Below are 20,139 nucleotides of genomic sequence, written 5' to 3'. Positions count from 1 at the left end.
CTCAGGCGCTCGGCACGCGGATGATCAGCGCGTCACCCTGACCGCCACCACCGCACAGGGCGGCGGCACCGACGCCGCCACCGCGGCGCTTGAGCTCGTGGGCGAGCGCGAGGGTGATGCGGGCGCCGGACATGCCGAGCGGGTGACCCATGGCGATCGCGCCGCCGTTGGGGTTGACCTGCTCGTCCGCGAGGCCGAGCTGCTTGGCCGAGGCCAGGCCGACGGCCGCGAAGGCCTCGTTGATCTCGACGACGTCGAGGTCGGAGACGGCGATGCCCTCCTTGGCCACGGCGGCCTCGATGGCATTGGCCGGCTGGGCCTGCAGGGTCGAGTCGGGGCCGGCGACGACGCCGTGGGCGCCGATCTCGGCGAGCCAGGTCAGGCCCAGCTCCTCGGCCTTGGCCTTGCTCATGACGACGACCGCGGCAGCACCGTCGGAGATCTGCGAGGCGGAGCCGGCGGTGATGGTGCCGTCCTTGGCGAAGGCGGGACGCAGCTTGCCGAGGGACTCGGCGGTCGTGTCGGCGCGCACGCCCTCGTCGGTCGCGAAGACGACCGGGTCGCCCTTGCGCTGCGGGATCTCGACCGGGACGACCTCGTCGGCGAACTTGCCGTCGGCCCAGGCCTTGGCGGCCTTCTGGTGGCTCGCGGCGGCGAAGGCATCCTGCTCCTCGCGGGTGAAGTCCGAGTTCTCGGCGTTCTTGGCCTCGGTGAGCGCGCCCATCGCCTGGTTGGTGATGACGTCGTGGAGACCGTCGTAGGCCATCGAGTCCTTGAGCGTGGCGTCGCCGTACTTGATGCCGTCGCGGCTCTTGGGCAGCAGGTGCGGGGCGTTGGTCATCGACTCCTGGCCACCGGCGACGACGATGTCGAACTCGCCGGCGCGGATGAGCTGGTCGGCGAGCGCGATGGCGTCGATGCCGGAGAGGCAGACCTTGTTGACGGTCAGGGCCGGGACGTTCTTGGGGATGCCGCCCTTGATCGCCGCCTGACGGGCGGGGATCTGGCCCTCGCCCGCGGTGAGCACCTGGCCCATGATCACGTAGTCGACGTCCTCGCCCTTGACCCCGGCCTTGTCGAGCGCGCCCTTGATGGCGAAGCCGCCGAGGTCGGAGCCGGAGAAGCCCTTGAGCGAGCCGCTCATGCGACCCATCGGGGTGCGGGCCCCGGCGACGATGACGGACACGGGACGATCGGACATGTAAAAGCCTCCAACATGTGTGGTCCCACGGGCACCGGTCCCGGGCCGCGGCTTGCGCTCACCCTAGCGACGAGGACGAAGGGAGGGCAGGCCCCACCCGGGTGGGGCCCGCCACACGCGCCGGCACGACGGGCCGCGTCGGGGCCTGACCACGCACCACCTGCGGGTGGGACAGACCACAGCCGAAGGGGGGCGCGGCGCCCCCCTTCGGCTCTCTAGAGTGCGAACATGACTGATCTCTTCACCGCCATCGACCACGTCGGTGTGGCCGTTCCCGACCTCGACGAGGCCATCGCCTTCTACCGCGACTCCTACGGCATGGAGCTCGCCCACGAGGAGACCAACGAGGAGCAGGGCGTGCGCGAGGCGATGATGCGCGTCGGCGACTCCGGCTCGTGCATCCAGCTCCTGGCGCCCCTCTCCCCCGAGTCGACGATCGCGAAGTTCCTCGACCGCAACGGCCAGGGCATCCAGCAGCTCGCCTACCGCGTCGAGGACATCGACGCCGTGTGCACGACGCTCCGTGAGCGCGGCCTGCGCCTGCTCTACGACACCCCGAAGCGCGGCACGAGCAACTCGCGCGTCAACTTCATCCACCCCAAGGACGCCCGCGGCATCCTCGTCGAGCTCGTCGAGCCGGCCGCCGACGGCGGTCACTGACACTCCGCAGCAGCACGCGAAGGGGGTGGCGCACCGATCGGTGCGCCACCCCCTGCGTCGTGTGAGAGGGAGGTCACGAGCCGGGGTCCTGCGTCGGATCGTCGGACGGGACACGATGTCTTCGATGCGGTCCGCACCCCGGTGCGCACCGTCCCACAGCGATGTGTGAACTGGGTCATGAGCGCCGCCCCCACGGCGCCATGACGACCTAAGTTGCACGCAGACGCATCACCCAGACACCCCGACGAGGCCGAGGAGCCCCCTTCATGGCAATCGACCAGATCCGCGACGCGATCCTCTCCGGTGACCGCAGCGAAGAGACCTACGCCAACCTCCCCCTGCCGGACACCTACCGCGCGACGACCGTCCACAAGGACGAGGTCGAGATGTTCAAGGGTCTGCAGAGCCGCGACAAGGACCCGCGCAAGTCGCTGCACATCGACGACGTGCCGATCCCCGAGCTCGCCCCCGACGAGGCGCTCGTCGCCGTCATGGCCAGCGCGATCAACTTCAACACCGTGTGGACCTCGATCTTCGAGCCGGTCTCGACCTTCGGCTTCCTCGAGCGCTACGGCCGGCTCAACAAGTACTCCAAGCGTCACGACCTGCCGTACCACATCGTCGGCTCCGACCTCTCCGGCGTCGTCCTGCGCACCGGCGGCCACGTCTCGAAGTGGAAGCCCGGCCAGGAGGTCGTCGCCCACTGCCTGTCCGTCGAGCTCGAGGACGCCGACGGCCACGACGACACGATGATGGACCCGCAGCAGCGCATCTGGGGCTTCGAGACCAACTTCGGTGGCCTCGCCGAGCTGGCCATCGTCAAGGCCAACCAGCTCATGCCCAAGCCGCAGCACCTCACCTGGGAGGAGTCCGCCTCCCCCGGTCTGGTCAACTCCACCGCCTACCGCCAGCTGATCTCCAAGAACGGCGCCTCGCTCAAGCTCGGCGACCGCGTGCTCATCTGGGGTGCCTCGGGTGGCCTCGGTTCCTACGCCACGCAGATGGCCCTGGCGGCCGGCGCGACCCCGATCTGCGTCGTCTCCTCCCCCGAGAAGGCCCAGATCTGCCGCGACATGGGTGCTGAGCTGATCATCGACCGCAACGCCGAGGGCTACAAGTTCTGGAACGACGACAACACCGAGCAGAACCCCAAGGAGTGGCAGCGCCTCGGCAAGAAGATCCGTGAGCTCACGGGTGGCCACGACGTCGACGTCGTCTTCGAGCACCCGGGCCGCGAGACCTTCGGCGCCTCGGTCTACGTCACCCGCAAGGGCGGCAAGATCGTCACCTGCGCCTCGACCTCGGGCTACATGCACGAGTACGACAACCGCTACCTGTGGATGAACCTCAAGAGCATCATCTCCAGCCACTTCGCGAACTACCGCGAGTCGTGGGAGGCCAACGAACTCATCAACCGCGGTCTCGTCCACCCGACCCTGAGCAAGACCTACAAGCTCGAGGAGGTCGGACAGGCGACGCTCGACGTGCACCACAACAAGCACCAGGGCAAGGTCGGCGTCCTCGCGCTCTCCCCCGAGCCTGGCCTCGGCGTCACCGACCCCGAAAAGCGCGCCAAGTTCGAGAAGCAGATCAACCGCTTCCAGGCGGTCTGACCGCACCAGCACCACAGAAGGGGGCTGCACCGGATCACCGGTGCGGCCCCCTTCGTCATGCCGTGGGGCGCGCCTGTGGTCGAGCGAAGGGGGCGGACGGCGAGGAGGGTCGGCGCAGCAACGACAACGGGACGACACGACGACGACGGACGTCGGCAGCGCGCCGGCCCTCCTCGCCGGGAGCGGCCCCCTGCCTCGGGCTGCGCCGCGCTCCTCAGGCGAGGCTGACCGAGGTGTCCAGCTCCGTGACGGCTGCGGCGAACTGGCTGCGGTACAGGCGCGCATAGGCACCGTCGGCGGCGAGCAGGCTCTCGTGCGTGCCCTGCTCGGCGATGTGCCCGTCCTCCATGACGACGATGAGGTCCGCGTCGCGGATCGTCGAGAGCCGGTGCGCGATGACGAAGCTCGTCCGATGGCCCCGCAACGCCGCCATCGCCTGCTGCACGAGCCGCTCGGTGCGGGTGTCGACCGAGCTCGTCGCCTCGTCGAGGATGAGCAGGCTCGGGTCGGCGAGGAAGGCGCGGGCGATGGTCACCAGCTGCTTCTCGCCGGCGGAGATGTTGCCCCCTTCGTCGTCGAGGTGGGTGTCGTACCCGTCGGGCAGCGAGTGGACGAAGCGGTCGACGTAGGTCGCCTCCGCTGCCGCACGGACCTGCTCGCGCGTCGCGCCCGGGCGCCCGTAGGCGATGTTGTCGCCGATCGTCCCGCTGAAGAGCCACGTGTCCTGCAGGACCATGCCGGTGCGCGAGCGCAGCTCGGCCCGCGACATCGTCGTGATGTCGACGCCGTCGATGGTGATCCGGCCGGAGTCGAGCTCGTAGAAGCGCATGATCAGGTTGACGAGCGTCGTCTTCCCGGCGCCCGTCGGACCGACGATCGCGACCGTCTGCCCCGGCTCGACGACGAGGTCGAGCCCCTCGATGAGGGGCTTCGCCGGGTCGTAGCGGAAGCTGACGTCCTCGAAGGCCACCCGCCCGTGCCCCTCGCCGCGCGCCGCCGGCACGCCCGGGTCCTCGAGCTGCTCCTGCGCGTCGAGCACCTCGAAGACCCGCTCGGCCGAGGCGACCCCCGACTGCATGAGGTTGGCCATCGACGCCACCTGGGTGAGGGGCTGGGTGAACTGCCGCGAGTACTGGATGAAGGCCTGCACGTCACCGAGAGTCATCGTGCCGGAGGCGACCCGCAGGCCACCGATGACGGCGATGACGACGTAGTTGAGGTTCCCGACGAACATCATCGCCGGCATGATGATGCCGCTGACGAACTGCGCGCCGAAGCCCGCGGACCGCAGCTGCTCGTTGCGCTCGGCGAAGGCCGCGTCGACCTCCGCCTGCCGCCCGTAGACCTTGACGAGCGAGTGGCCCGTGTAGGTCTCCTCGATGACCGAGCTGAGCTCGCCGGTGGACTTCCACTGCTGGATGAAGTGCCGCTGGCTGCGCTTGCCGATCGCGCCGGTGAGCACGATCGAGATCGGGATCGTCACGAGCGCGATGAGCGAGAGCAGCGGCGAGATCCACACCATCATCGAGACCATCGCGACGACGGTGATGAGGCTCGTCAGCAGCTGGCTGAGGGTCTGCTGCAGCGACTGCGCGACGTTGTCGATGTCGTTGGTCACCCGGCTGAGCACCTCGCCGCGCGGCTGCTTGTCGAAGTACGGCAGCGGCAGCCGGTGCAGCTTCGCCTCGACCTCGGCCCGCAGGTCGAAGACGACCTGGTTGACCGCGTGGACGATGACCCGCCCCTGCAGCCACGACAGCACCGCGGCGACGACGTAGAGGCCGAGCGCGAGCAGCAGGATCCGGCCGATCGCCCCGAAGTCCATCCCCTGCCCCGGCACGAGGTGCGGCATGGCCGCGAGCATGTCGGCCTGCCGGTCCTCCCCCTGCGCCCGCAGCTGCTCGACGATCGTGTCGAGCGGGACACCGGCGGGCAGCTCGGCGCCGATCCACCCGGCGAAGATCCGGTCCGTGGCCCGGGCGAGCACGAGCGGTCCGACCGCGCTCAGCGCGACGGAGACGACGGTGAGGACGATGGCCGTGAGCACCCGCGAGCGCTGCGGGCGCAGCCGACCGAGCAGCCGCTTGGCCGAAGGGAGGAAGTCCTGCGACTTCTCCCCCGGCGTGCCCATCTGCATGGGTCCGCGGCGCGCGGCGGCACCCGGCCCCCGTCGCGCCTGCGCCGCCTTTTCCTCCGCGGTGGGTACCTCGCTCATGCTGCCTCCTCGCGCGATGCTTGGGACTCGACGATCTCGACATAGGTCGGGCAGGTCTCGAGCAGCTGCTCGTGGGTGCCGTCACCGACGACGCGGCCGTCGTCGAGGACGACGATGTGGTCGGCGTCCATGATCGAGGAGACCCGCTGGGCGACGACGAGGACGACGCTGTCGGCGACGACGGGACGAAGGGCGGCGCGCAGCCGGGCATCGGTCGTCAGGTCGAGCGCGGAGAAGGAGTCGTCGAGGAGGTAGATCGCCGGTCGACGCACGATGGCGCGGGCGATCGACAGGCGCTGGCGCTGCCCGCCGGAGAGGTTGGTCCCGCCCTGGGCGACGGGGGCCTCGAGCCCGAGGTCGAGGGCCCGGACGAAGTCCTCGGCCTGCGCGACCCGCAGCGCCTCCCACAGCTCGTCGTCGCTCGCGTCGGGCTTGGCCTGGCGCAGGTTGGAGGCGATGGTGCCGCTGAAGAGGAAGGCCTTCTGCGGCACGACGGCGATGCTCGACCACAGCTGCGCCGGGTCGAGCTCGCGGACGTCGACGCCGCCGACGAGCACGCGCCCACCAGTGACGTCGTGCAGCCGCGGCACGAGGTCGAGCAGGGTCGTCTTGCCGGCACCCGTCGAGCCGATGATCGCCGTCGTGCGACCGGGCTCGGCCCGCAGGTCGACATCGCACAGGACCGGCGAGTCGGCGCCCGGATAGGAGAACTCGACGTCCTCGAGGACGACCGCGGGCCGCTCCTCGAGCATCGGCCGCGGGGCGATCGGCGGGACGACGCTCGACTCGATTGAGAGCACCTCGTCGATGCGGCCGGCCGAGACCGCCGCGCGCGGCAGCATCATCGACATGAAGGTCGCCATCATCACCGACATGAGGATCTGCATGAGATAGGTCATGAAGGCCGTGAGCGCACCGATCTGCATCTGCCCGCTCTCGATGCGGTGCGCGCCGAACCACAGCACCGCGACGGTCGAGAGGTTGAGGATCACCATGACGATCGGGAAGGCCAGGGACATCAGCCGGCCGACGGCGACCGCAGCGGCGGTGTACTCCGCGTTGGCCACCTCGAAGCGCTCGCGCTCGCTCCCTTCGCGGACGAAGGCACGGACCACGCGCACGCCGGTGATCTGCTCGCGCAGGATCCGGTTGACCGTGTCGACGCTCGTCTGCATGCGGCGGAAGTTGGGGATCATCGCCCGGATGACGAGGCCGACGCACACGGCGAGGAGGGGCACGGCTACGGCGACGAGCCAGCTGAGACCGACGTCCTCGCGCAGGGCCATGATGACGCCGCCGACCATCATCATCGGCGCGGTGACCATCATCGTCAGCGCCATGTTGGTGACGGTCTGCACCTGGGTGACGTCGTTCGTCGTGCGCGAGATGAGCGTCGGCGCCCCGAAGCGGGCGACCTCCTGCGCGCTGAAGCTGCCGACCCGGGAGAAGACGGCCGCCCGCAGCCGGGCGGCCATCGTCGCCGACAGGCCGGCGCCGATCCACGTCGCGGCGATCGTCGTGGCGATCTGGAGCACCGAGACCGCGAGCATCAGCCCCCCGTGCCGCACGATGTAGCCGGTGTCACCGGTGGCCACGCCGTTGTCGATGATCTCGCCGTTGAGGCTGGGCAGGTACAGGGAGGCGAGCGTGGCGACGAGCTGCAGGACCAGCAGCAGGACCACCCGGCCGCCCGTGCCGCTCAGGTGGCGGCGCACGAGGGGTAGGAGCACCCCGTGATTGTTGCACCGTGCACGTAGTGCACCAACATCTTTTCGGTCCCTGCCCTTCGAGATGCTCGCCCGCTTCGCGGACTCGCTCCTCAGGATCCGGAAGCCGCCCGCGGCCGTCTCGTGCCCGCTCCCTGAGGAGGCCGCCCGCGGCCGTCTCGAAGGGTCAGCGCCCGTAGCGCCCCTGGTCCCGCGCCTGCCAGCACCGCGAGTGCCAGTGCCGCCGGTCGTCCGCTCCCCCGAGCCCGTCGTCGGGCCAGACGACGACGTGCGGGGTCCCCGGCGTGATCTCGTGCGTGCACCCCGGGCAGGTGTAGGTGCGCTGCGAGGTCTGCCCGGTGAGGCGCCGCACGATCCACGCGCGCCCCATCCACGTCTCCCGCGTCTGCGGCGCCCGTCCCAGCGCGAGCGGCCGGTGCTCGTCACGTCTGCGGCGGTTGTTGCGGGGCATGGGACCATGCTGTCCCACGCCCCGCCCGCCGGGCCAGTCGGTCCGGCTCGACGCCGACCGAAGAATCGAGGACCTGTGCGCGACCTGCTCTGGATCACCCCGACGGATGCGGTCTCCGTGGCCGTGGGCACGGTCGGCATGTATCTCGCGATGCTCCTCCTCGTACGGGTGCTGGGTCAGCGGGTCCTCTCGGGCATGTCGAGCTTCGACCTCGTCGCGGTCATCGCCTTCGGCTCGATCATCGGGCGGGCCTCGCTCGGCGACGTCCCGGTGCTCGGCAGCGGGCTCGTCGCCCTGACGACCCTCGTGACGATGCAGGGCCTCCTCGGGGTGCTGCGGCATCGCGGGTGGATCCAGCGCACGATCGTCAACCCTCCGGTCCTGCTCATGGCCGGCCCGCACGTCATCGAGGAGCACATGCGTCGCTGCCACGTCCTCCCGGGCGAGCTCCAGTCGCGGCTGCGGCTCGCCGGGGTGCGCCACCACGAGGAGGTCGTCGCGGTGACCTTCGAGCCGTCGGGGGCGATCAGCGTGCTGCGGCGCGGGGAGCGCGTCGACCCGCTGCTCCTCAGCGGGGTCGTGGGTGCCTCGCTCGTCCCTCCGGAGCTGCTGGCCCCCTCGTCATCGTGACCTCGACGCGCCACGGCCCCGGACCGAAGGGAGATCCGGGGCCGTGGTCGTGCGCGGCGATCAGTAGGTGCGGAAGCCCTCACCGGTCTTGCGGCCGAGCTTGCCGGCGGCGACGACCTCGCGCAGGAGCGGGGCAGGGGTGAGCGAGGCGTGCTCGAACTCCGCGAGCAGCTCCTCCTCGATCGCGAGCGCGACGTCGTTGCCGACGACGTCGAGCAGGGCGAAGGGACCCATCGGGTAGCCGTAGTGCTCGGTGATCGCGCCGTCGATCGCGTCGAGCTCGGCACCCTCCTCGTGCGCCTTGATGGCGTCGTTGAGGTAGGGGAAGAGCAGCGCGTTGACGATGAACCCGGAGCGGTCGGCGCAGCTGACGGCGACCTTGCGGGTGCTGCGGCACAGGTCGAGGACGGTGTCGAGCACGTCCTGGCCGGTCGTCGGGTGGTTGATGACCTCGACGAGCTTCATCACCGGCGCGGGGTTGAAGAAGTGCATGCCGACGACGTCCTGCGGGCGCTTCGTCTGCGCGGCGAGGTCGGCGATGCTCAGCGAGGAGGTCGTCGTCGCGAGGACGGCGCCGGGCTTGCAGATGCGGTCGAGGTCGGCGAAGAGCTGGTTCTTGATGCCGATCTCCTCGGCGATCGCCTCGACGACGATGTCGACGTCGCCGAGAGCCTCGCGCTCGGTGGCCCCGGTGAGGCGGCCGAGGATCGCGTCGGCGTCGCCCTGCTCGAGGCGGCCCTTGTCGACCTGGCGGGCGAGGTTCTTGGCGATCTTGGCGGCGACGGCGTCGACCTTGTCCTGCGTGCGGGCGACGTAGGTCACGGGGAAGCCGTTGGCCGCGAAGACCTCGACGATGCCGCTGGCCATGGTGCCGGAGCCGACGACGCCGACGGTCTTAACCGGGCGGGCCGCGCCCTGACCGGTGCCGGAGGGGGTGAGCTCGTCGGCGACGACCTCGTCACCCTCGTAGGTGTAGAAGCCCTTGCCGGCAGCCTTGCCGGTGCGCCCCTCGGCGATGAGTCGCTCGATGGCGGGGTTGGGCTGGTGGCGCGGGTCGCCGGTCTGCTCGAAGCGGGCGGCGAGCGCGTCACGCACGGTCTCGAGGCCGAGCTCGTCGATGACGGTGAGCGGCCCCTTGGGCAGACCGCAGCCGAAGCGCATGCCGTTGTCGATGTCCTCACGCGAGGCGTACTGCTCGTCGAACATCGAGGCGGCGTGGTTCAGGTACGGGAAGACCAGGGCGTCTGCAAGGGCGCGGGAGTCTGACATGTCGAGCACTATCGCAGTCCCCATGACCCCCCGGTAGGGGTTCGTGGCGTGATGGTCCGCACAGGGATGTCGCCGTCGATTTCGCTGTGCGCGTAGGGTCTGCGGGGTGCGAGTGGTGATTGCGACCTGCAGCGTCGACTACGAGGGGCGGCTCAACGCCCACCTGCCCCTGGCGACCCGTCTGCTCATGGTCAAGGCCGACGGCTCGGTCCTCGTCCACAGCGACGGCGGCTCCTACAAGCCGCTCAACTGGATGGCCCCGCCCTGCTCGATGGCCGAGGTCGCCCCCGACGAGGCCGAGGCCGCCGAGGGCGTCGAGTCCGTGTGGGTGGTCCAGCACGCCAAGACCGAGGACCGCCTGCGGGTGAAGCTCCACGAGGTCCACCACGACTCCGCCCACGACCTGGGCGTCGACCCCGGTCTCGTCAAGGACGGTGTCGAGGCCCACCTGCAGAAGCTGCTCGCCGAGCACATCGAGACCCTCGGCGAGGGCTACACCCTCGTGCGCCGGGAGTACATGACCGCGATCGGTCCGGTCGACATCCTCGCCAAGGACGCGCAGGGCGTCTCCGTGGCCGTCGAGATCAAGCGTCGCGGCGAGATCGACGGCGTCGAGCAGCTGACCCGCTACCTCGAGCTGATGAACCGGGACCCCGCCCTGCGCCCGGTCACCGGCGTCTTCGCCGCCCAGGTCATCAAGCCGCAGGCGCGCACGCTCGCGGAGGACCGCGGCATCCGCTGCGTCACCCTCGACTACGAGGAGCTCAAGGGCATCGACACGAGCATGCACCGCCTCTTCTGAGGCTCAGTCCAGCTCCAGCCGGACGAAGGGAGCGCCCCTCGCCTCCCCGGGTGACGTGAGCACGAGGACCTTCTCCCCACGGTGCAGGTCCGCGATCGCGTCGAGGGTCGCCGGGTCGGGCTCGTCAGCGGCGAGGCCGACCTCGTCCTCCAGCGGTGCCCCGAGCCGCTCCGCGAGTTCCTGCCCGACCGCCACGCCGGGGGCCCGCACGACGGCCAGCACCCGGTCGCCCGTGAGGGCGTCGACGAGGGAGGCCACCCCCTTCGCATCACGCGGAGCAGGGGCCACGAGCAGTGTCGCCGGGCAGTGCAGGGCCATCCCCCGACACTAGCCCTCCCAACACTGCAGGACCTTAGGGTTTTGCGCAGTCACCAGCCCCCAACTCTGCAGGACCCTAGGGTTGTGCAGGGTTACCGGCCGGCTCACATCAGGCTGACGGCGAGGCCGATCGCGCACGGCAGCATCGTGACGATGGACCCGAGACCGGCGCCGCGGGCTCCGGGCCGGGGCACGAGCAGCAGCACGGCACCCACGGCCGCGCCGATGCCGCAGGCGACGAGGCCACCGAGGGCGATGTCACCGAGCGCATAGGCGAGCGCTCCGGAGACGACGACCCACGCGACCGCCGCGACCGGGACCGCGACGACCGCGTGGAGCCAGGAGACGCGGGCGGCGCTCACGCGTCGACGGTCTCCCGGTCCGCGAGGCCGCGGCGCTCGCGGATGATGTCGACGAAGGAGCCCATGATCTCGTTGAGCCCGAAGTCCTTGGGCGTGAAGACGGCGGCCACGCCGAGCTCGCGCAGCTTCGCCGCGTCGGACTCGGGGATGATGCCGCCGACGACGACCGGGATGTCACCGGCGCCCTCGGCCTTGAGCCCCTCGAGCACGTCGGGGACGAGCTCCATGTGCGAGCCGGAGAGGATCGAGACGCCGACGAGGTCGACGTCCTCGGCGACGGCCGCGGAGACGATCTGGTCCGGCGTGAGGCGGATGCCCTGGTAGACGACCTCGAAGCCCGCGTCACGCGCCCGCACGGCGATCTGCTCGGCGCCGTTGGAGTGGCCGTCCAGGCCCGGCTTGCCGACGAGGACGCGCAGCTGGCCGCCCAGCTCCTCCCCCGTCGCCTTGACCCGCTGACGGACGTCGACGAGGTCGGACGAGCCGCCGTCGGCGACGCCGACCGAGCCGGAGACGCCCGTCGGGGCGCGGAACTCGCCGAAGACCTCGCGCAGCGCCTGGGCCCACTCGCCGACGGTGACACCGGCACGGGCGCAGGCCAAGGAGGCCTCCATGAGGTTGTCGTCGGTCTTCGCCGTCTCCTGCAGGGTGGCGAGCGCGCTGCGGGCGGCCTCGGCCTGCTCCGGGTCGGCGTCCCGCTCGGTGCGCCAGGCCCGCACGGCCTCGATGGCCTTGGCCTCGACGTCGGCGTCGACCGTCTGGATCGCGGTGTCGAGGTCGGCGGTCAGCGGGTTGGGCTCGGTGGTCTCGAACTTGTTGACCCCGACGACGATGTCCTCGCCGGCCTCGATCCGCTGGCGGCGCAGCGCGTGGCTCGCGACGAGGGCGGACTTCATGTAGCCCGACTCGACGGCGGGCACGGCGCCGCCCATTTCCTGGATGCGCTCGATCTCGGCCTTGGCGCCCTCGACGAGCTCGGCGACCTTGCGCTCCACGACCGGCGAGCCGGTGAAGAGGTCGTCGTACTCGAGCAGGTCGGACTCGAAGGCGAGGACCTGCTGCAGGCGCAGCGCCCACTGCTGGTCCCACGGGCGGGGCAGGCCGAGCGCCTCGTTCCACGCGGGCAGCTGGACGGCGCGGGCGCGCGCGTCCTTGCTCAGCGTGACGGCGAGCATCTCGAGGACGATGCGCTGGACGTTGTTCTCCGGCTGGGCCTCGGTGAGGCCGAGGCTGTTGACCTGGACGCCGTAGCGGAAGCGGCGCTGCTTGGCGTCGGTCACGCCGTAGCGCTCGCGGGTGATCTCGTCCCACAGCTCGACGAAGGCGCGCATCTTGCACATCTCCTCGACGAAGCGCACGCCGGCGTTGACGAAGAAGGAGATGCGGGCGACGACCTTGCCGAAGTCCTCCTCGGCCACGCGGCCGGAGTCACGCACGGCGTCGAGGACGGCGATGGCCGTCGACATCGAGTAGGCGATCTCCTGCACCGGCGTCGCGCCGGCCTCCTGCAGGTGGTAGCTGCAGATGTTGGTGGGGTTCCACTTGGGGATCTCGCCCACGGTGTAGGTGACCATGTCGGTGATCAGGCGCATCGAGGGCCCGGGCGGGAAGACGTAGGTCCCGCGGCTCAGGTACTCCTTGATGATGTCGTTCTGCGTCGTGCCGGCGAGGCGGGCGCGCACCTCGGCGGGGTCCTCCCCTGCGGCCTCGGCCTGCTCCTCGGCGGCGACCTGGTAGAGGGCGAGGAGGTACATCGCGACGGCGTTGATCGTCATCGACGTGTTCATCTCGCCGAGCGGGATCTGGTCGAAGAGCCGGCGCATGTCACCGATGTGGCTGATCGGCACGCCCACCTTGCCGACCTCACCGCGGCTGAGCACGTGGTCGGGGTCGTAGCCCGTCTGCGTCGGCAGGTCGAAGGCCACGGACAGACCGGTCTGGCCCTTCGCGAGGTTGCGGCGGTAGAGCTCGTTGGACGCCGCAGCGCTCGAGTGCCCCGCGTAGGTCCGCATCACCCACGGACGGTCACGCTCGGGACGCACTGCCTCGGCTGCAGGGGTGGGGGCATCGGTGCTGTCGGCCATGGGGGCAACGTACCCGCGGCGCCCGCCGCCGCGTAGGCCTGTCCGCGGTGAATGACGCCACACCCGGCGCAGGTGGCCGCCTCCCCACGACGAAGGGAGCCCGCCTCACCCGATGCGGTCGGTCACCGCGGCGACGACCCGCTCGACCGGCCCCTTGCCCAGTCGCGCCCACCACGCGTGGCAGACGACGAGGGTGACCAGGAGGATCCCGCCGCCCAGCGGGGCCCACCACTCCTGGGCAGTCGGCCACGGGATCGCGCGCATCGCGACGGCGATGAGGCACACGTGCAGCACATAGGCGGTGAGGGCGAGCGCCCCGGTCGCGCGCACCGGGGCCGACGCCGCGACGAGGGGGCGCGCCGGCGCCCAGCGGGCGAGCAGGACGACGGCGCCGCACGCCGTCGCCGCGAGGGCGAGGTCGAGCAGGGCGTCCGGCAGGTCACCGGAGCGCACCTGGCTCACGCCGAGGCCGTGGCCGGCCAGCCGCAGCGCCACGACGCCGACGCCGGCGACCAGCCCGAGCCCGAGGGTCGCGCCGGCGACCCTCGGTGTCAGCCGCAGGCGGGCGAGCACCACCCCGAGCAGCACGAAGGGCAGCAGGCTCACCACGCGGTAGTGGGTCGACAGGACGACCCACTGGAGCACCTGGTCGAGCAGCGCCGGCGAGTGCACCCGAGCAGGGTCGAAGGTCGAGCGGGCGGCAGCGGTGACCCAGGGCCCGACCGCGAAGCTGGCGGCGGCGAGTCCGGCGACGGCCGGCAGGGGCAGCAGGGCGAGCGGGGCGGCGACGGCCAGGGTCAGCCCGAGGGACATCAGCACGATCGCGACGAAGGTGCCGAGCGACTGCAGGGCCAGGCCGACGAGCACGAGCAGCAGACCCCGCACGACATCGCGCGCGATGAAGACGGGACCGCTCACCCTCCGCTCTCGGCGGGTGAGGACGATGCCGGCCGAGATGCCCATGACGAGGGCGAAGAGCGGCGAGGCGACGTTGTTGACGAGCAGCAGGACGAGCCGGGCAGGACCGGAGTCGAAGGGGGACCACACCCGCACGTGGGCGATGACCATGCAGACGACGGCGATGCCCCGCGCGAGGTCGACGGCGGGGTCGCGGTGGCCGTCCCAGGGCATCCGGGCTCGGGCACTCCCAGAGGGCGAGTCGACGTCGATCACCCGCGCGAGTCTAGGCAGGAGCGGGCGCGGTCAGACGGCGGCGCGGCGGCGCCGCACGGCGACGGCGGGCTCCGGGGTGCCGTGGAGCAGCCGGGCGAGGCCGGCGCGGCGCAGCAGACGGGTGGTGCGCTCGTCGGCGCCGACGTAGCGCAGACGACGGCCGGCGCGCGCGGCCCGGGCATGCGCCCCCACGAGGGTCGCGAAGCCGACCTTGTCGACGACCGTGGACTCGGTGAGGTCGACGAGGAGGAGGTCGCCCCCTTCGTGCAGGGCGGCGACGAAGCCCTGCCGCAGGTCGGCGCTGTGCCGGATGTCGAAGGGCACGTGCACCCGCACGCGAGTGGTCCCGGTGCCGCCCACTGGGCTCAGCGCGGTCATTGCGCTCATGACGGTTACCTGCTTTCCCCTGCCGAACCGTTGTCATCCAGTGTGACGTGCGAGACACCGATCCGGTTGCACCCAGCCGTCACGATGCGATCACGTCATCTCCTGCAGCGAGTCAGGACCGCACCGCCGGGCGGTCAGGCGGCGGGGTCTGCCACGATGGCGGCATGGTCAACCTCACCCGGATCTACACCCGCACCGGCGACGAGGGGACGACCGCGCTCGGCGACTTCAGCCGCACGAGCAAGACCGACTCCCGCCTGCAGGCCTACGCCGACGCCAACGAGGCCAATGCCGTCATCGGCGTGGCCATCGCGACGGGCGAGCTGCCGGAGGAGGTCGTCACGACGCTCACCCGGGTGCAGAACGACCTCTTCGACCTCGGGGCCGACCTGTCGACGCCACTGCAGAGCGACCCGGAGTACCCACCGCTGCGGGTCAAGCAGGAGTGGGTCGACGAGCTCGAGGCGGACTGCGACCGCTACCTGACGCAGGTGGAGAAGTTGCGCTCCTTCATCCTCCCCGGCGGCACCCCGGGCTCCGCCCACCTGCACCACGCGACGACGGTCGTGCGCCGAGCGGAGCGCTCCGCGTGGGCGGCGCGCGAGGACTACGGCACGGAGACCGCCGACGAGCGCGGCGTGGGCGGGGTCAACCCGCTGACGACGACCTATCTCAACCGGCTGTCGGACCTGCTCTTCATCCTCGCCCGCGTGGCCAACCTGCCGATCGGCGGCGACGTGCTGTGGCAGCCCGGCGGCGGCCGCGAGGGGCGCCCCACCAAGGGCGCCCGGGCCTAGGGTTCTGCAAACCCTGCAAGACCCTAGGGTCTTGCAGGGTTGATCGACATTCCCCGGGCTCCCGCAGGCGAAGGGGGGTCAGGTCACGTTGACGTTGTGGCCCGGGGGCGCCGACTCGAGCCACGACCGCACGGCCGGGTAGATCTTCGGCTCGAGGGCCAGCCGGGCGACCTCGCTGCCGTGGGTGGTCAGTGTGATGGCGACGGCCGAGTCCAGCCCGGGGATCGAGATGGTCTCCCCCGACGTCGGCGTGGAGATCTCGAGGCCGCGGCGGTGCCAGGACATCGTCGGGTGGGTCGTCACTCCCCCGACGCTGAACCAGTCGAGCTGCTCGGGGCCGAGACGCAGCAGCCCGAGTCGCCAGCGGGGCGACTCGGGCAGCTTGACGGCGCAAGGGCTGACGGGTCCGTGGGCGGCCAGCGACCGGCGTCGCAGCCAGAGGACGACGAGCCAGAGCGCGATGACCACGCACCCTGCCAGCAGGACGAGCTCGACCGCCTGCAGGGTGGACATGGGACCTGTGTCAGGCCTTGGCCGGGGTCTGGACGGTCTCGGCGACGATGGTCACGGTGTCGCTGTCGACGGACAGGAAGCCGCCATCGATCGTGGCGGTCTGCTCCCCACCCTCGGTCTGGATGACGACGTCGCCCTCGACGAGGACGCCGAGCAGGGGGGTGTGGCCGGGCAGGATGCCGATCTCGCCCTCGGTGCTGCGGGCACGGACCATGCTGGCCTCGCCGGACCAGACCTTGCGGTCGGCGGCGACGAGTTCGACGTTGAGGGAGCTCACTGCGGGGTCCTTCGTCTCGGGGTGGTGCGGGAGTCCATCGTATCCCGCACCCGGAGGGTGGCTGCGCGCGCCTCAGGCGACGACGAGCGCGAAGTAGTCCTGCCCCAGCGAGAGGCTGATGATCCGCACGGCGGAGTAGGCCAGCCACAGCACTGTCAGGCCGAGCAGGATGCGGGGGTTGACCTTGTCGAGCAGCGAATGCGTCGGCACCCGTCGCACGAGGGCGTAGACGGTCCACACGACGATGCCGGCGGCCGCGGCCATCGCGACCGGGCCGAAGAGGTTGTACTCGAAGGCGGTCGCGACGTCGCCGTGGGCCAGGTGCACCCACGAACGGGTCATGCCGCACCCGGGGCAGGGCAGACCGGTGAGGGTGCGCATGAGGCAGGTCGGTGTCCCGCCGTCGACGGACGGGACGGGCCACAGCCGGGCGATGACCAGCCCGAAGAGGCTGATCGCGGCGACGACGGGCACGACCCATCGCTCCGCGATGCTCACGCCTCGCGCGAGGTGGACCCGGCCGTGGACCTGCTGGGTCACCGCAGCGGCCGCCCGTCGACGTCGACCATCTTGCGCGTGACGACGAAGATGATGTCGATGAGCGACCAGATGCCCAAGCCGCCGCAGGTGATCAGCTTGAGGACACCGAGGCCGATCTGGCCGAGGTAGAAGCGGTCGACGCCGAAGCCACCGACGAAGATCGACAGCAGCAGGGTCGTCATCCACTCGCGGCTGGAGAAGAGTCCGGGCACCTGCGACGCGGGGAACCAGTTCTGCTGCCCCTCCGGACGCACCGGGGTGTCGCCCTTGAGCTGGCCGCCGGTCGCCATGCCGGCGAGCTCGGTCAGGCCGTAGGGGCCGTACTCCTGGCCCATGACGTTGAGGTGGTAGCGCTCGTCGCCGGTCAGCTGGGGCGCCTGCTGGAAGCCGGGCGCCTGCTGGTAAACACCCTGCTGCTGGTAGCCACCGTGCTGCTGGAAGCCGCCGGTCGCCGGCTGGCCACCCTGCCCCTGCGGGGCGCTCTGCGCGCCGCCGGGCGGAGGGGGCGGGCCGGGCTGCTGGTCGGGGTGCTCACCGGGAGTCGTCATGGCCGCCAGTGTAGGTGACGCTGCCCCCTTCGCCCCAACGGGTCCGGGACGGCGACGGCCGCCCCCTTCGAGCGAAGGGAGCGGCCGTCACGGTGACGCGGGGTCGGGTCAGAGGTTCTTCTGGATGTCCGCCCACTGGCGCTCGACGTCGTCGAGGCCACCGCACATGAAGAAGGCCTGCTCGGCGACGTGGTCGTACTCACCGTCGGCGATCTTGGTGAAGGCCTCGATCGTGTCGCTCAGCGGGACCGTCGAACCCTCGATGCCGGTGAACTGCTTGGCGACGTAGGTGTTCTGCGACAGGAAGCGCTGGATGCGACGGGCACGGTTGACGAGGATCTTGTCCTCCTCGGACAGCTCGTCGATACCGAGGATCGCGATGATGTCCTGCAGCTCCTTGTTCTTCTGGAGGATCTGCTTGACGCGCACCGCGGTGTTGTAGTGGTCCTCCGCGATGTACCGACGGTCGAGGATGCGGCTCGTCGAGGTGAGCGGGTCCACGGCCGGGTAGATACCCATGGACGCGATCTCACGGTTGAGCTCGGTCGTCGCGTCGAGGTGGGCGAAGGTCGTCGCCGGGGCCGGGTCGGTGTAGTCGTCGGCCGGCACGTAGATCGCCTGCATCGAGGTGATCGAGTGACCACGCGTCGAGGTGATGCGCTCCTGGAGGACGCCCATCTCGTCGGCGAGGGTCGGCTGGTAGCCCACGGCGGAGGGCATGCGGCCCAGCAGCGTGGAGACCTCGGAGCCGGCCTGCGTGAAGCGGAAGATGTTGTCGATGAAGAGCAGGACGTCCTGCTTCTGCACGTCGCGGAAGTACTCCGCCATCGTCAGCGCGGACAGGGCGACGCGCAGACGCGTGCCCGGCGGCTCGTCCATCTGGCCGAAGACCAGGGAGGTCTGACCGAGGACGCCGGCCTCCTCCATCTCGACCATGAGGTCGTTGCCCTCACGGGTGCGCTCGCCGACACCGGCGAAGACGGAGACACCGCCGTGGTCGCGTGCGACTCGGGCGATCATCTCCTGGATGAGGACGGTCTTGCCGACACCGGCACCACCGAAGAGGCCGATCTTGCCACCCTGGACATAGGGGGTGAGCAGGTCGATGACCTTGATGCCGGTCTCGAACATCTGCGTCTTCGACTCGAGCTGGTCGAAGGCCGGGGCGGAGCGGTGGATGCCCCAGCGCTCGTTGACCTCGAGGGTCTCGCCCTCCTCGAGGTTGAGGCAGGCGCCGGTCGCGTTGAAGACCTTGCCGAGGGTGACGTCGCCGACGGGGACGCTGATCGGGCCGCCGGTGTCCTGGACCTGGGCGCCGCGGACGAGGCCGTCGGTGGGCTGCAGGGAGATGGCTCGGACCATGTTGTCGCCGATGTGCTGGGCGACCTCGAGGTTCAGCGTGCGGGTGGTGTCCCCCAGCGCGACCTCGGTGGTGAGCAGGTTGTACTGGTCGGGCATGGTGTCGGCGCTGAACTCGACGTCGACGACCGGGCCGGTGACGCGGGAGATGCGCCCGACCCCACCCGCCTGGGTGGTGTTCTCTTCGGTGACGGTGGCAGTCATGGGTTCTCTCTACCTTCTCACTTGGACTCGGCCAGGGCCCCGGCCCCGCCGACGATCTCGGAGATCTCCTGGGTGATCTCGGCCTGACGGGCCTGGTTGGCCAGTCGGGTGTACTTCTTGATGAGCTCCTCGGCGTTGTCGGTCGCCGACTTCATGGCGCGCTGACGGGCCGCGAGCTCGGAGGCCGCCGCCATGAGGAGGCAGTTGAAGATGCGCGCGTTGACGTAGCGCGGGAGCAGCGTGTCGAGCAGCTCCTCGCCGCTCGGCTCGAACTCGTAGAGCGGGTGCACCTCGTCCTCGGCCGGCTCCTCGACGCCCTCGACGACCTCGAGCGGGAGCAGCCGGATGACCTCGGCCTCCTGGGTGACCATGGAGACGAAGCGGGTGTAGACGACGTGGACCTCTTCGACGCCACCGTCCTCGTAGTCCTTGATGAAGTCCGCGACGAGGCGCTCGCCGATCTCGCGGGCGTTCTCGAAGGTCGGCTTCTCGGACGAGCCGGTCCACTCGGCGACGAACTCCCTCTTGCGGAAGGAGTAGTAGGAGACCGCGCGACGACCCACGAGGTACGTCTGGACCTCCTTGCCCTGGTCACGCAGAGCGGCAGAGACCCGCTCGCCCTCCTTGAGGACGTTGGCGTTGTAGCCGCCCGCGAGACCGCGGTCGGCCGCGACGACGAGCACCGCGGCGCGACGCACCGTCTCCGGCTCGGTCGTCAGCGGGTGGTCCTCGTCCGAGTGGGTGGCCACGGCCGAGGCCGCGCGGGTCAGCGCGCGGGCATAGGGCGTGGACTCACGCACCGCCTGCTGGGCCTTGACGACACGCGACGCCGCCATGAGCTCCATGGCGCGCGTGATCTTCTTGGTCGAACTGACGGCCCGGATGCGCTGCCGGTACTCCCGGATCTGCGCTCCCATGTGCTTCCGCCTCTCTGATGGTCTGTGGTCGGCTCACCCGGGGTGGCCGGTCGGGGGTGCTGCTCCCCCGGTCGGGCGCCGCTCGCGACGCC

21 protein-coding genes are annotated in these 20,139 nt (G+C 70.6%); 5 read left to right on the top strand and 16 right to left on the bottom strand.

What is annotated here, in order from left to right:
• Position 1 precedes the first annotated feature (1 nt).
• The gene (locus ACQBJO_RS04785) at positions 2–1,201 is read right to left on the bottom strand and encodes an acetyl-CoA C-acetyltransferase (RefSeq protein ID WP_255185638.1); all 1,200 of its coding nucleotides are present in this window, start codon (positions 1,199–1,201) and stop codon (positions 2–4) included.
• A 228-nt stretch (positions 1,202–1,429) separates the two neighbouring features.
• Between ACQBJO_RS04785 and mce the strand changes: the two genes are divergently transcribed.
• On the top strand, positions 1,430–1,861 hold the full coding sequence (mce, locus tag ACQBJO_RS04780) for a methylmalonyl-CoA epimerase (protein WP_421006960.1): 432 nt from the start codon (positions 1,430–1,432) through the stop codon (positions 1,859–1,861).
• A gap of 272 nt (positions 1,862–2,133) precedes the next feature.
• On the top strand, positions 2,134–3,474 hold the full coding sequence (gene ccrA, locus ACQBJO_RS04775; RefSeq protein WP_421007268.1) for a crotonyl-CoA carboxylase/reductase: 1,341 nt from the start codon (positions 2,134–2,136) through the stop codon (positions 3,472–3,474).
• 214 nt (positions 3,475–3,688) lie between these two features.
• Here the strand turns inward: ccrA and ACQBJO_RS04770 are convergent, their stop codons facing one another.
• The 3 genes from ACQBJO_RS04770 to ACQBJO_RS04760 all read right to left on the bottom strand — a co-directional run bounded on the left by ACQBJO_RS04770 (position 3,689) and on the right by ACQBJO_RS04760 (position 7,867).
• Entirely contained in the window at positions 3,689–5,689 is a 2,001-nt protein-coding gene (locus ACQBJO_RS04770; RefSeq protein ID WP_421006961.1) for an ABC transporter ATP-binding protein, read from the bottom strand.
• The gene (locus tag ACQBJO_RS04765) at positions 5,686–7,419 is read right to left on the bottom strand and encodes an ABC transporter ATP-binding protein (RefSeq protein WP_421006962.1); all 1,734 of its coding nucleotides are present in this window, start codon (positions 7,417–7,419) and stop codon (positions 5,686–5,688) included. The genes ACQBJO_RS04770 and ACQBJO_RS04765 overlap by 4 nt, the downstream gene beginning before the upstream one ends.
• A 163-nt stretch (positions 7,420–7,582) precedes the next feature.
• A complete protein-coding gene (locus ACQBJO_RS04760) occupies positions 7,583–7,867 on the bottom strand; it encodes a hypothetical protein (RefSeq protein ID WP_421006963.1) in 285 nt (94 codons plus the stop codon).
• A 75-nt stretch (positions 7,868–7,942) separates the two neighbouring features.
• Between ACQBJO_RS04760 and ACQBJO_RS04755 the strand changes: the two genes are divergently transcribed.
• Positions 7,943–8,497 (top strand): DUF421 domain-containing protein, encoded by a 555-nt coding sequence (locus ACQBJO_RS04755; RefSeq protein WP_341013228.1) that lies wholly within the window; start codon positions 7,943–7,945, stop codon positions 8,495–8,497.
• A gap of 60 nt (positions 8,498–8,557) precedes the next feature.
• On the opposite strand, the gene ACQBJO_RS04750 is transcribed toward ACQBJO_RS04755, so the two are convergent.
• Positions 8,558–9,766 (bottom strand): 3-hydroxyacyl-CoA dehydrogenase NAD-binding domain-containing protein, encoded by a 1,209-nt coding sequence (locus tag ACQBJO_RS04750; RefSeq protein ID WP_421006964.1) that lies wholly within the window; start codon positions 9,764–9,766, stop codon positions 8,558–8,560.
• Positions 9,767–9,872: 106 nt separating this feature from the next.
• Here ACQBJO_RS04750 and nucS point away from each other — a divergent pair, with 106 nt between their 5' ends.
• The gene (nucS, locus tag ACQBJO_RS04745) at positions 9,873–10,568 is read left to right on the top strand and encodes an endonuclease NucS (protein WP_421006965.1); all 696 of its coding nucleotides are present in this window, start codon (positions 9,873–9,875) and stop codon (positions 10,566–10,568) included.
• 3 nt (positions 10,569–10,571) lie between these two features.
• Here the strand turns inward: nucS and ACQBJO_RS04740 are convergent, their stop codons facing one another.
• The 5 genes from ACQBJO_RS04740 to ACQBJO_RS04720 form a co-directional block, all read right to left on the bottom strand.
• A complete protein-coding gene (locus ACQBJO_RS04740; RefSeq protein ID WP_421006966.1) occupies positions 10,572–10,886 on the bottom strand; it encodes a hypothetical protein in 315 nt (104 codons plus the stop codon).
• 104 nt (positions 10,887–10,990) lie between these two features.
• Positions 10,991–11,248: a hypothetical protein gene (locus ACQBJO_RS04735; RefSeq protein WP_421006967.1), complete on the bottom strand. Its 258-nt coding sequence runs from the start codon at positions 11,246–11,248 to the stop codon at positions 10,991–10,993.
• Complete coding sequence (locus tag ACQBJO_RS04730) at positions 11,245–13,260, bottom strand: protein meaA (protein WP_421007269.1); 2,016 nt, start codon at positions 13,258–13,260, stop codon at positions 11,245–11,247. The genes ACQBJO_RS04735 and ACQBJO_RS04730 overlap by 4 nt, the downstream gene beginning before the upstream one ends.
• Before the next feature lie 177 nt (positions 13,261–13,437).
• On the bottom strand, positions 13,438–14,505 hold the full coding sequence (locus ACQBJO_RS04725) for a DUF418 domain-containing protein (protein WP_421006968.1): 1,068 nt from the start codon (positions 14,503–14,505) through the stop codon (positions 13,438–13,440).
• Positions 14,506–14,535: 30 nt separating this feature from the next.
• Entirely contained in the window at positions 14,536–14,892 is a 357-nt protein-coding gene (locus tag ACQBJO_RS04720; protein ID WP_255185629.1) for an STAS domain-containing protein, read from the bottom strand.
• 164 nt (positions 14,893–15,056) lie between these two features.
• On the opposite strand from ACQBJO_RS04720, the gene ACQBJO_RS04715 reads away from it, so the two are divergent.
• Positions 15,057–15,689: a cob(I)yrinic acid a,c-diamide adenosyltransferase gene (locus ACQBJO_RS04715; RefSeq protein WP_421006969.1), complete on the top strand. Its 633-nt coding sequence runs from the start codon at positions 15,057–15,059 to the stop codon at positions 15,687–15,689.
• Positions 15,690–15,767: 78 nt separating this feature from the next.
• Here the strand turns inward: ACQBJO_RS04715 and ACQBJO_RS04710 are convergent, their stop codons facing one another.
• From ACQBJO_RS04710 to ACQBJO_RS04685, 6 genes are all read right to left on the bottom strand, one after another.
• Positions 15,768–16,202 carry a DUF2550 family protein gene (locus tag ACQBJO_RS04710; protein ID WP_421006970.1) on the bottom strand — a complete coding sequence of 145 codons (435 nt, stop codon included), beginning with the start codon at positions 16,200–16,202 and terminating at the stop codon, positions 15,768–15,770.
• A 10-nt stretch (positions 16,203–16,212) separates the two neighbouring features.
• Complete coding sequence (locus ACQBJO_RS04705) at positions 16,213–16,479, bottom strand: F0F1 ATP synthase subunit epsilon (protein ID WP_255185626.1); 267 nt, start codon at positions 16,477–16,479, stop codon at positions 16,213–16,215.
• Positions 16,480–16,551: 72 nt separating this feature from the next.
• The gene (locus ACQBJO_RS04700; protein WP_421006971.1) at positions 16,552–17,019 is read right to left on the bottom strand and encodes a DUF2752 domain-containing protein; all 468 of its coding nucleotides are present in this window, start codon (positions 17,017–17,019) and stop codon (positions 16,552–16,554) included.
• The gene (locus tag ACQBJO_RS04695) at positions 17,016–17,567 is read right to left on the bottom strand and encodes an NINE protein (protein ID WP_421006972.1); all 552 of its coding nucleotides are present in this window, start codon (positions 17,565–17,567) and stop codon (positions 17,016–17,018) included. The genes ACQBJO_RS04700 and ACQBJO_RS04695 overlap by 4 nt, the downstream gene beginning before the upstream one ends.
• A gap of 108 nt (positions 17,568–17,675) precedes the next feature.
• The gene (atpD, locus tag ACQBJO_RS04690) at positions 17,676–19,130 is read right to left on the bottom strand and encodes a F0F1 ATP synthase subunit beta (RefSeq protein WP_421006973.1); all 1,455 of its coding nucleotides are present in this window, start codon (positions 19,128–19,130) and stop codon (positions 17,676–17,678) included.
• A gap of 17 nt (positions 19,131–19,147) precedes the next feature.
• Positions 19,148–20,047: a F0F1 ATP synthase subunit gamma gene (locus ACQBJO_RS04685; RefSeq protein ID WP_421006974.1), complete on the bottom strand. Its 900-nt coding sequence runs from the start codon at positions 20,045–20,047 to the stop codon at positions 19,148–19,150.
• Positions 20,048–20,139 lie beyond the last annotated feature (92 nt).

Source organism: Janibacter zhangyanbonis, from assembly GCF_050507325.1.
Lineage (GTDB): Bacteria > Actinomycetota > Actinomycetes > Actinomycetales > Dermatophilaceae > Janibacter.
The sequence above is the reverse complement of the archived record's forward strand: the minus strand, read 5'-3'. Positions and strand labels throughout refer to the sequence as shown.

Coding starts and splice junctions, on each gene's coding strand:
- ACQBJO_RS04785 (WP_255185638.1), bottom strand. CDS start 1,201: ATGTCCGATCGTCCCGTGTCCGTCATCGTCGCCGGGGCCCGCACCCCG.
- mce (WP_421006960.1), top strand. CDS start 1,430: ATGACTGATCTCTTCACCGCCATCGACCACGTCGGTGTGGCCGTTCCC.
- ACQBJO_RS04770 (WP_421006961.1), bottom strand. CDS start 5,689: ATGAGCGAGGTACCCACCGCGGAGGAAAAGGCGGCGCAGGCGCGACGG.
- ACQBJO_RS04760 (WP_421006963.1), bottom strand. CDS start 7,867: ATGCCCCGCAACAACCGCCGCAGACGTGACGAGCACCGGCCGCTCGCG.
- ACQBJO_RS04750 (WP_421006964.1), bottom strand. CDS start 9,766: ATGTCAGACTCCCGCGCCCTTGCAGACGCCCTGGTCTTCCCGTACCTG.
- ACQBJO_RS04740 (WP_421006966.1), bottom strand. CDS start 10,886: ATGGCCCTGCACTGCCCGGCGACACTGCTCGTGGCCCCTGCTCCGCGT.
- ACQBJO_RS04730 (WP_421007269.1), bottom strand. CDS start 13,260: ATGCGGACCTACGCGGGGCACTCGAGCGCTGCGGCGTCCAACGAGCTC.
- ACQBJO_RS04720 (WP_255185629.1), bottom strand. CDS start 14,892: ATGAGCGCAATGACCGCGCTGAGCCCAGTGGGCGGCACCGGGACCACT.
- ACQBJO_RS04715 (WP_421006969.1), top strand. CDS start 15,057: ATGGTCAACCTCACCCGGATCTACACCCGCACCGGCGACGAGGGGACG.
- ACQBJO_RS04710 (WP_421006970.1), bottom strand. CDS start 16,202: ATGTCCACCCTGCAGGCGGTCGAGCTCGTCCTGCTGGCAGGGTGCGTG.
- ACQBJO_RS04695 (WP_421006972.1), bottom strand. CDS start 17,567: ATGACGACTCCCGGTGAGCACCCCGACCAGCAGCCCGGCCCGCCCCCT.
- atpD (WP_421006973.1), bottom strand. CDS start 19,130: ATGACTGCCACCGTCACCGAAGAGAACACCACCCAGGCGGGTGGGGTC.
- ACQBJO_RS04685 (WP_421006974.1), bottom strand. CDS start 20,047: ATGGGAGCGCAGATCCGGGAGTACCGGCAGCGCATCCGGGCCGTCAGT.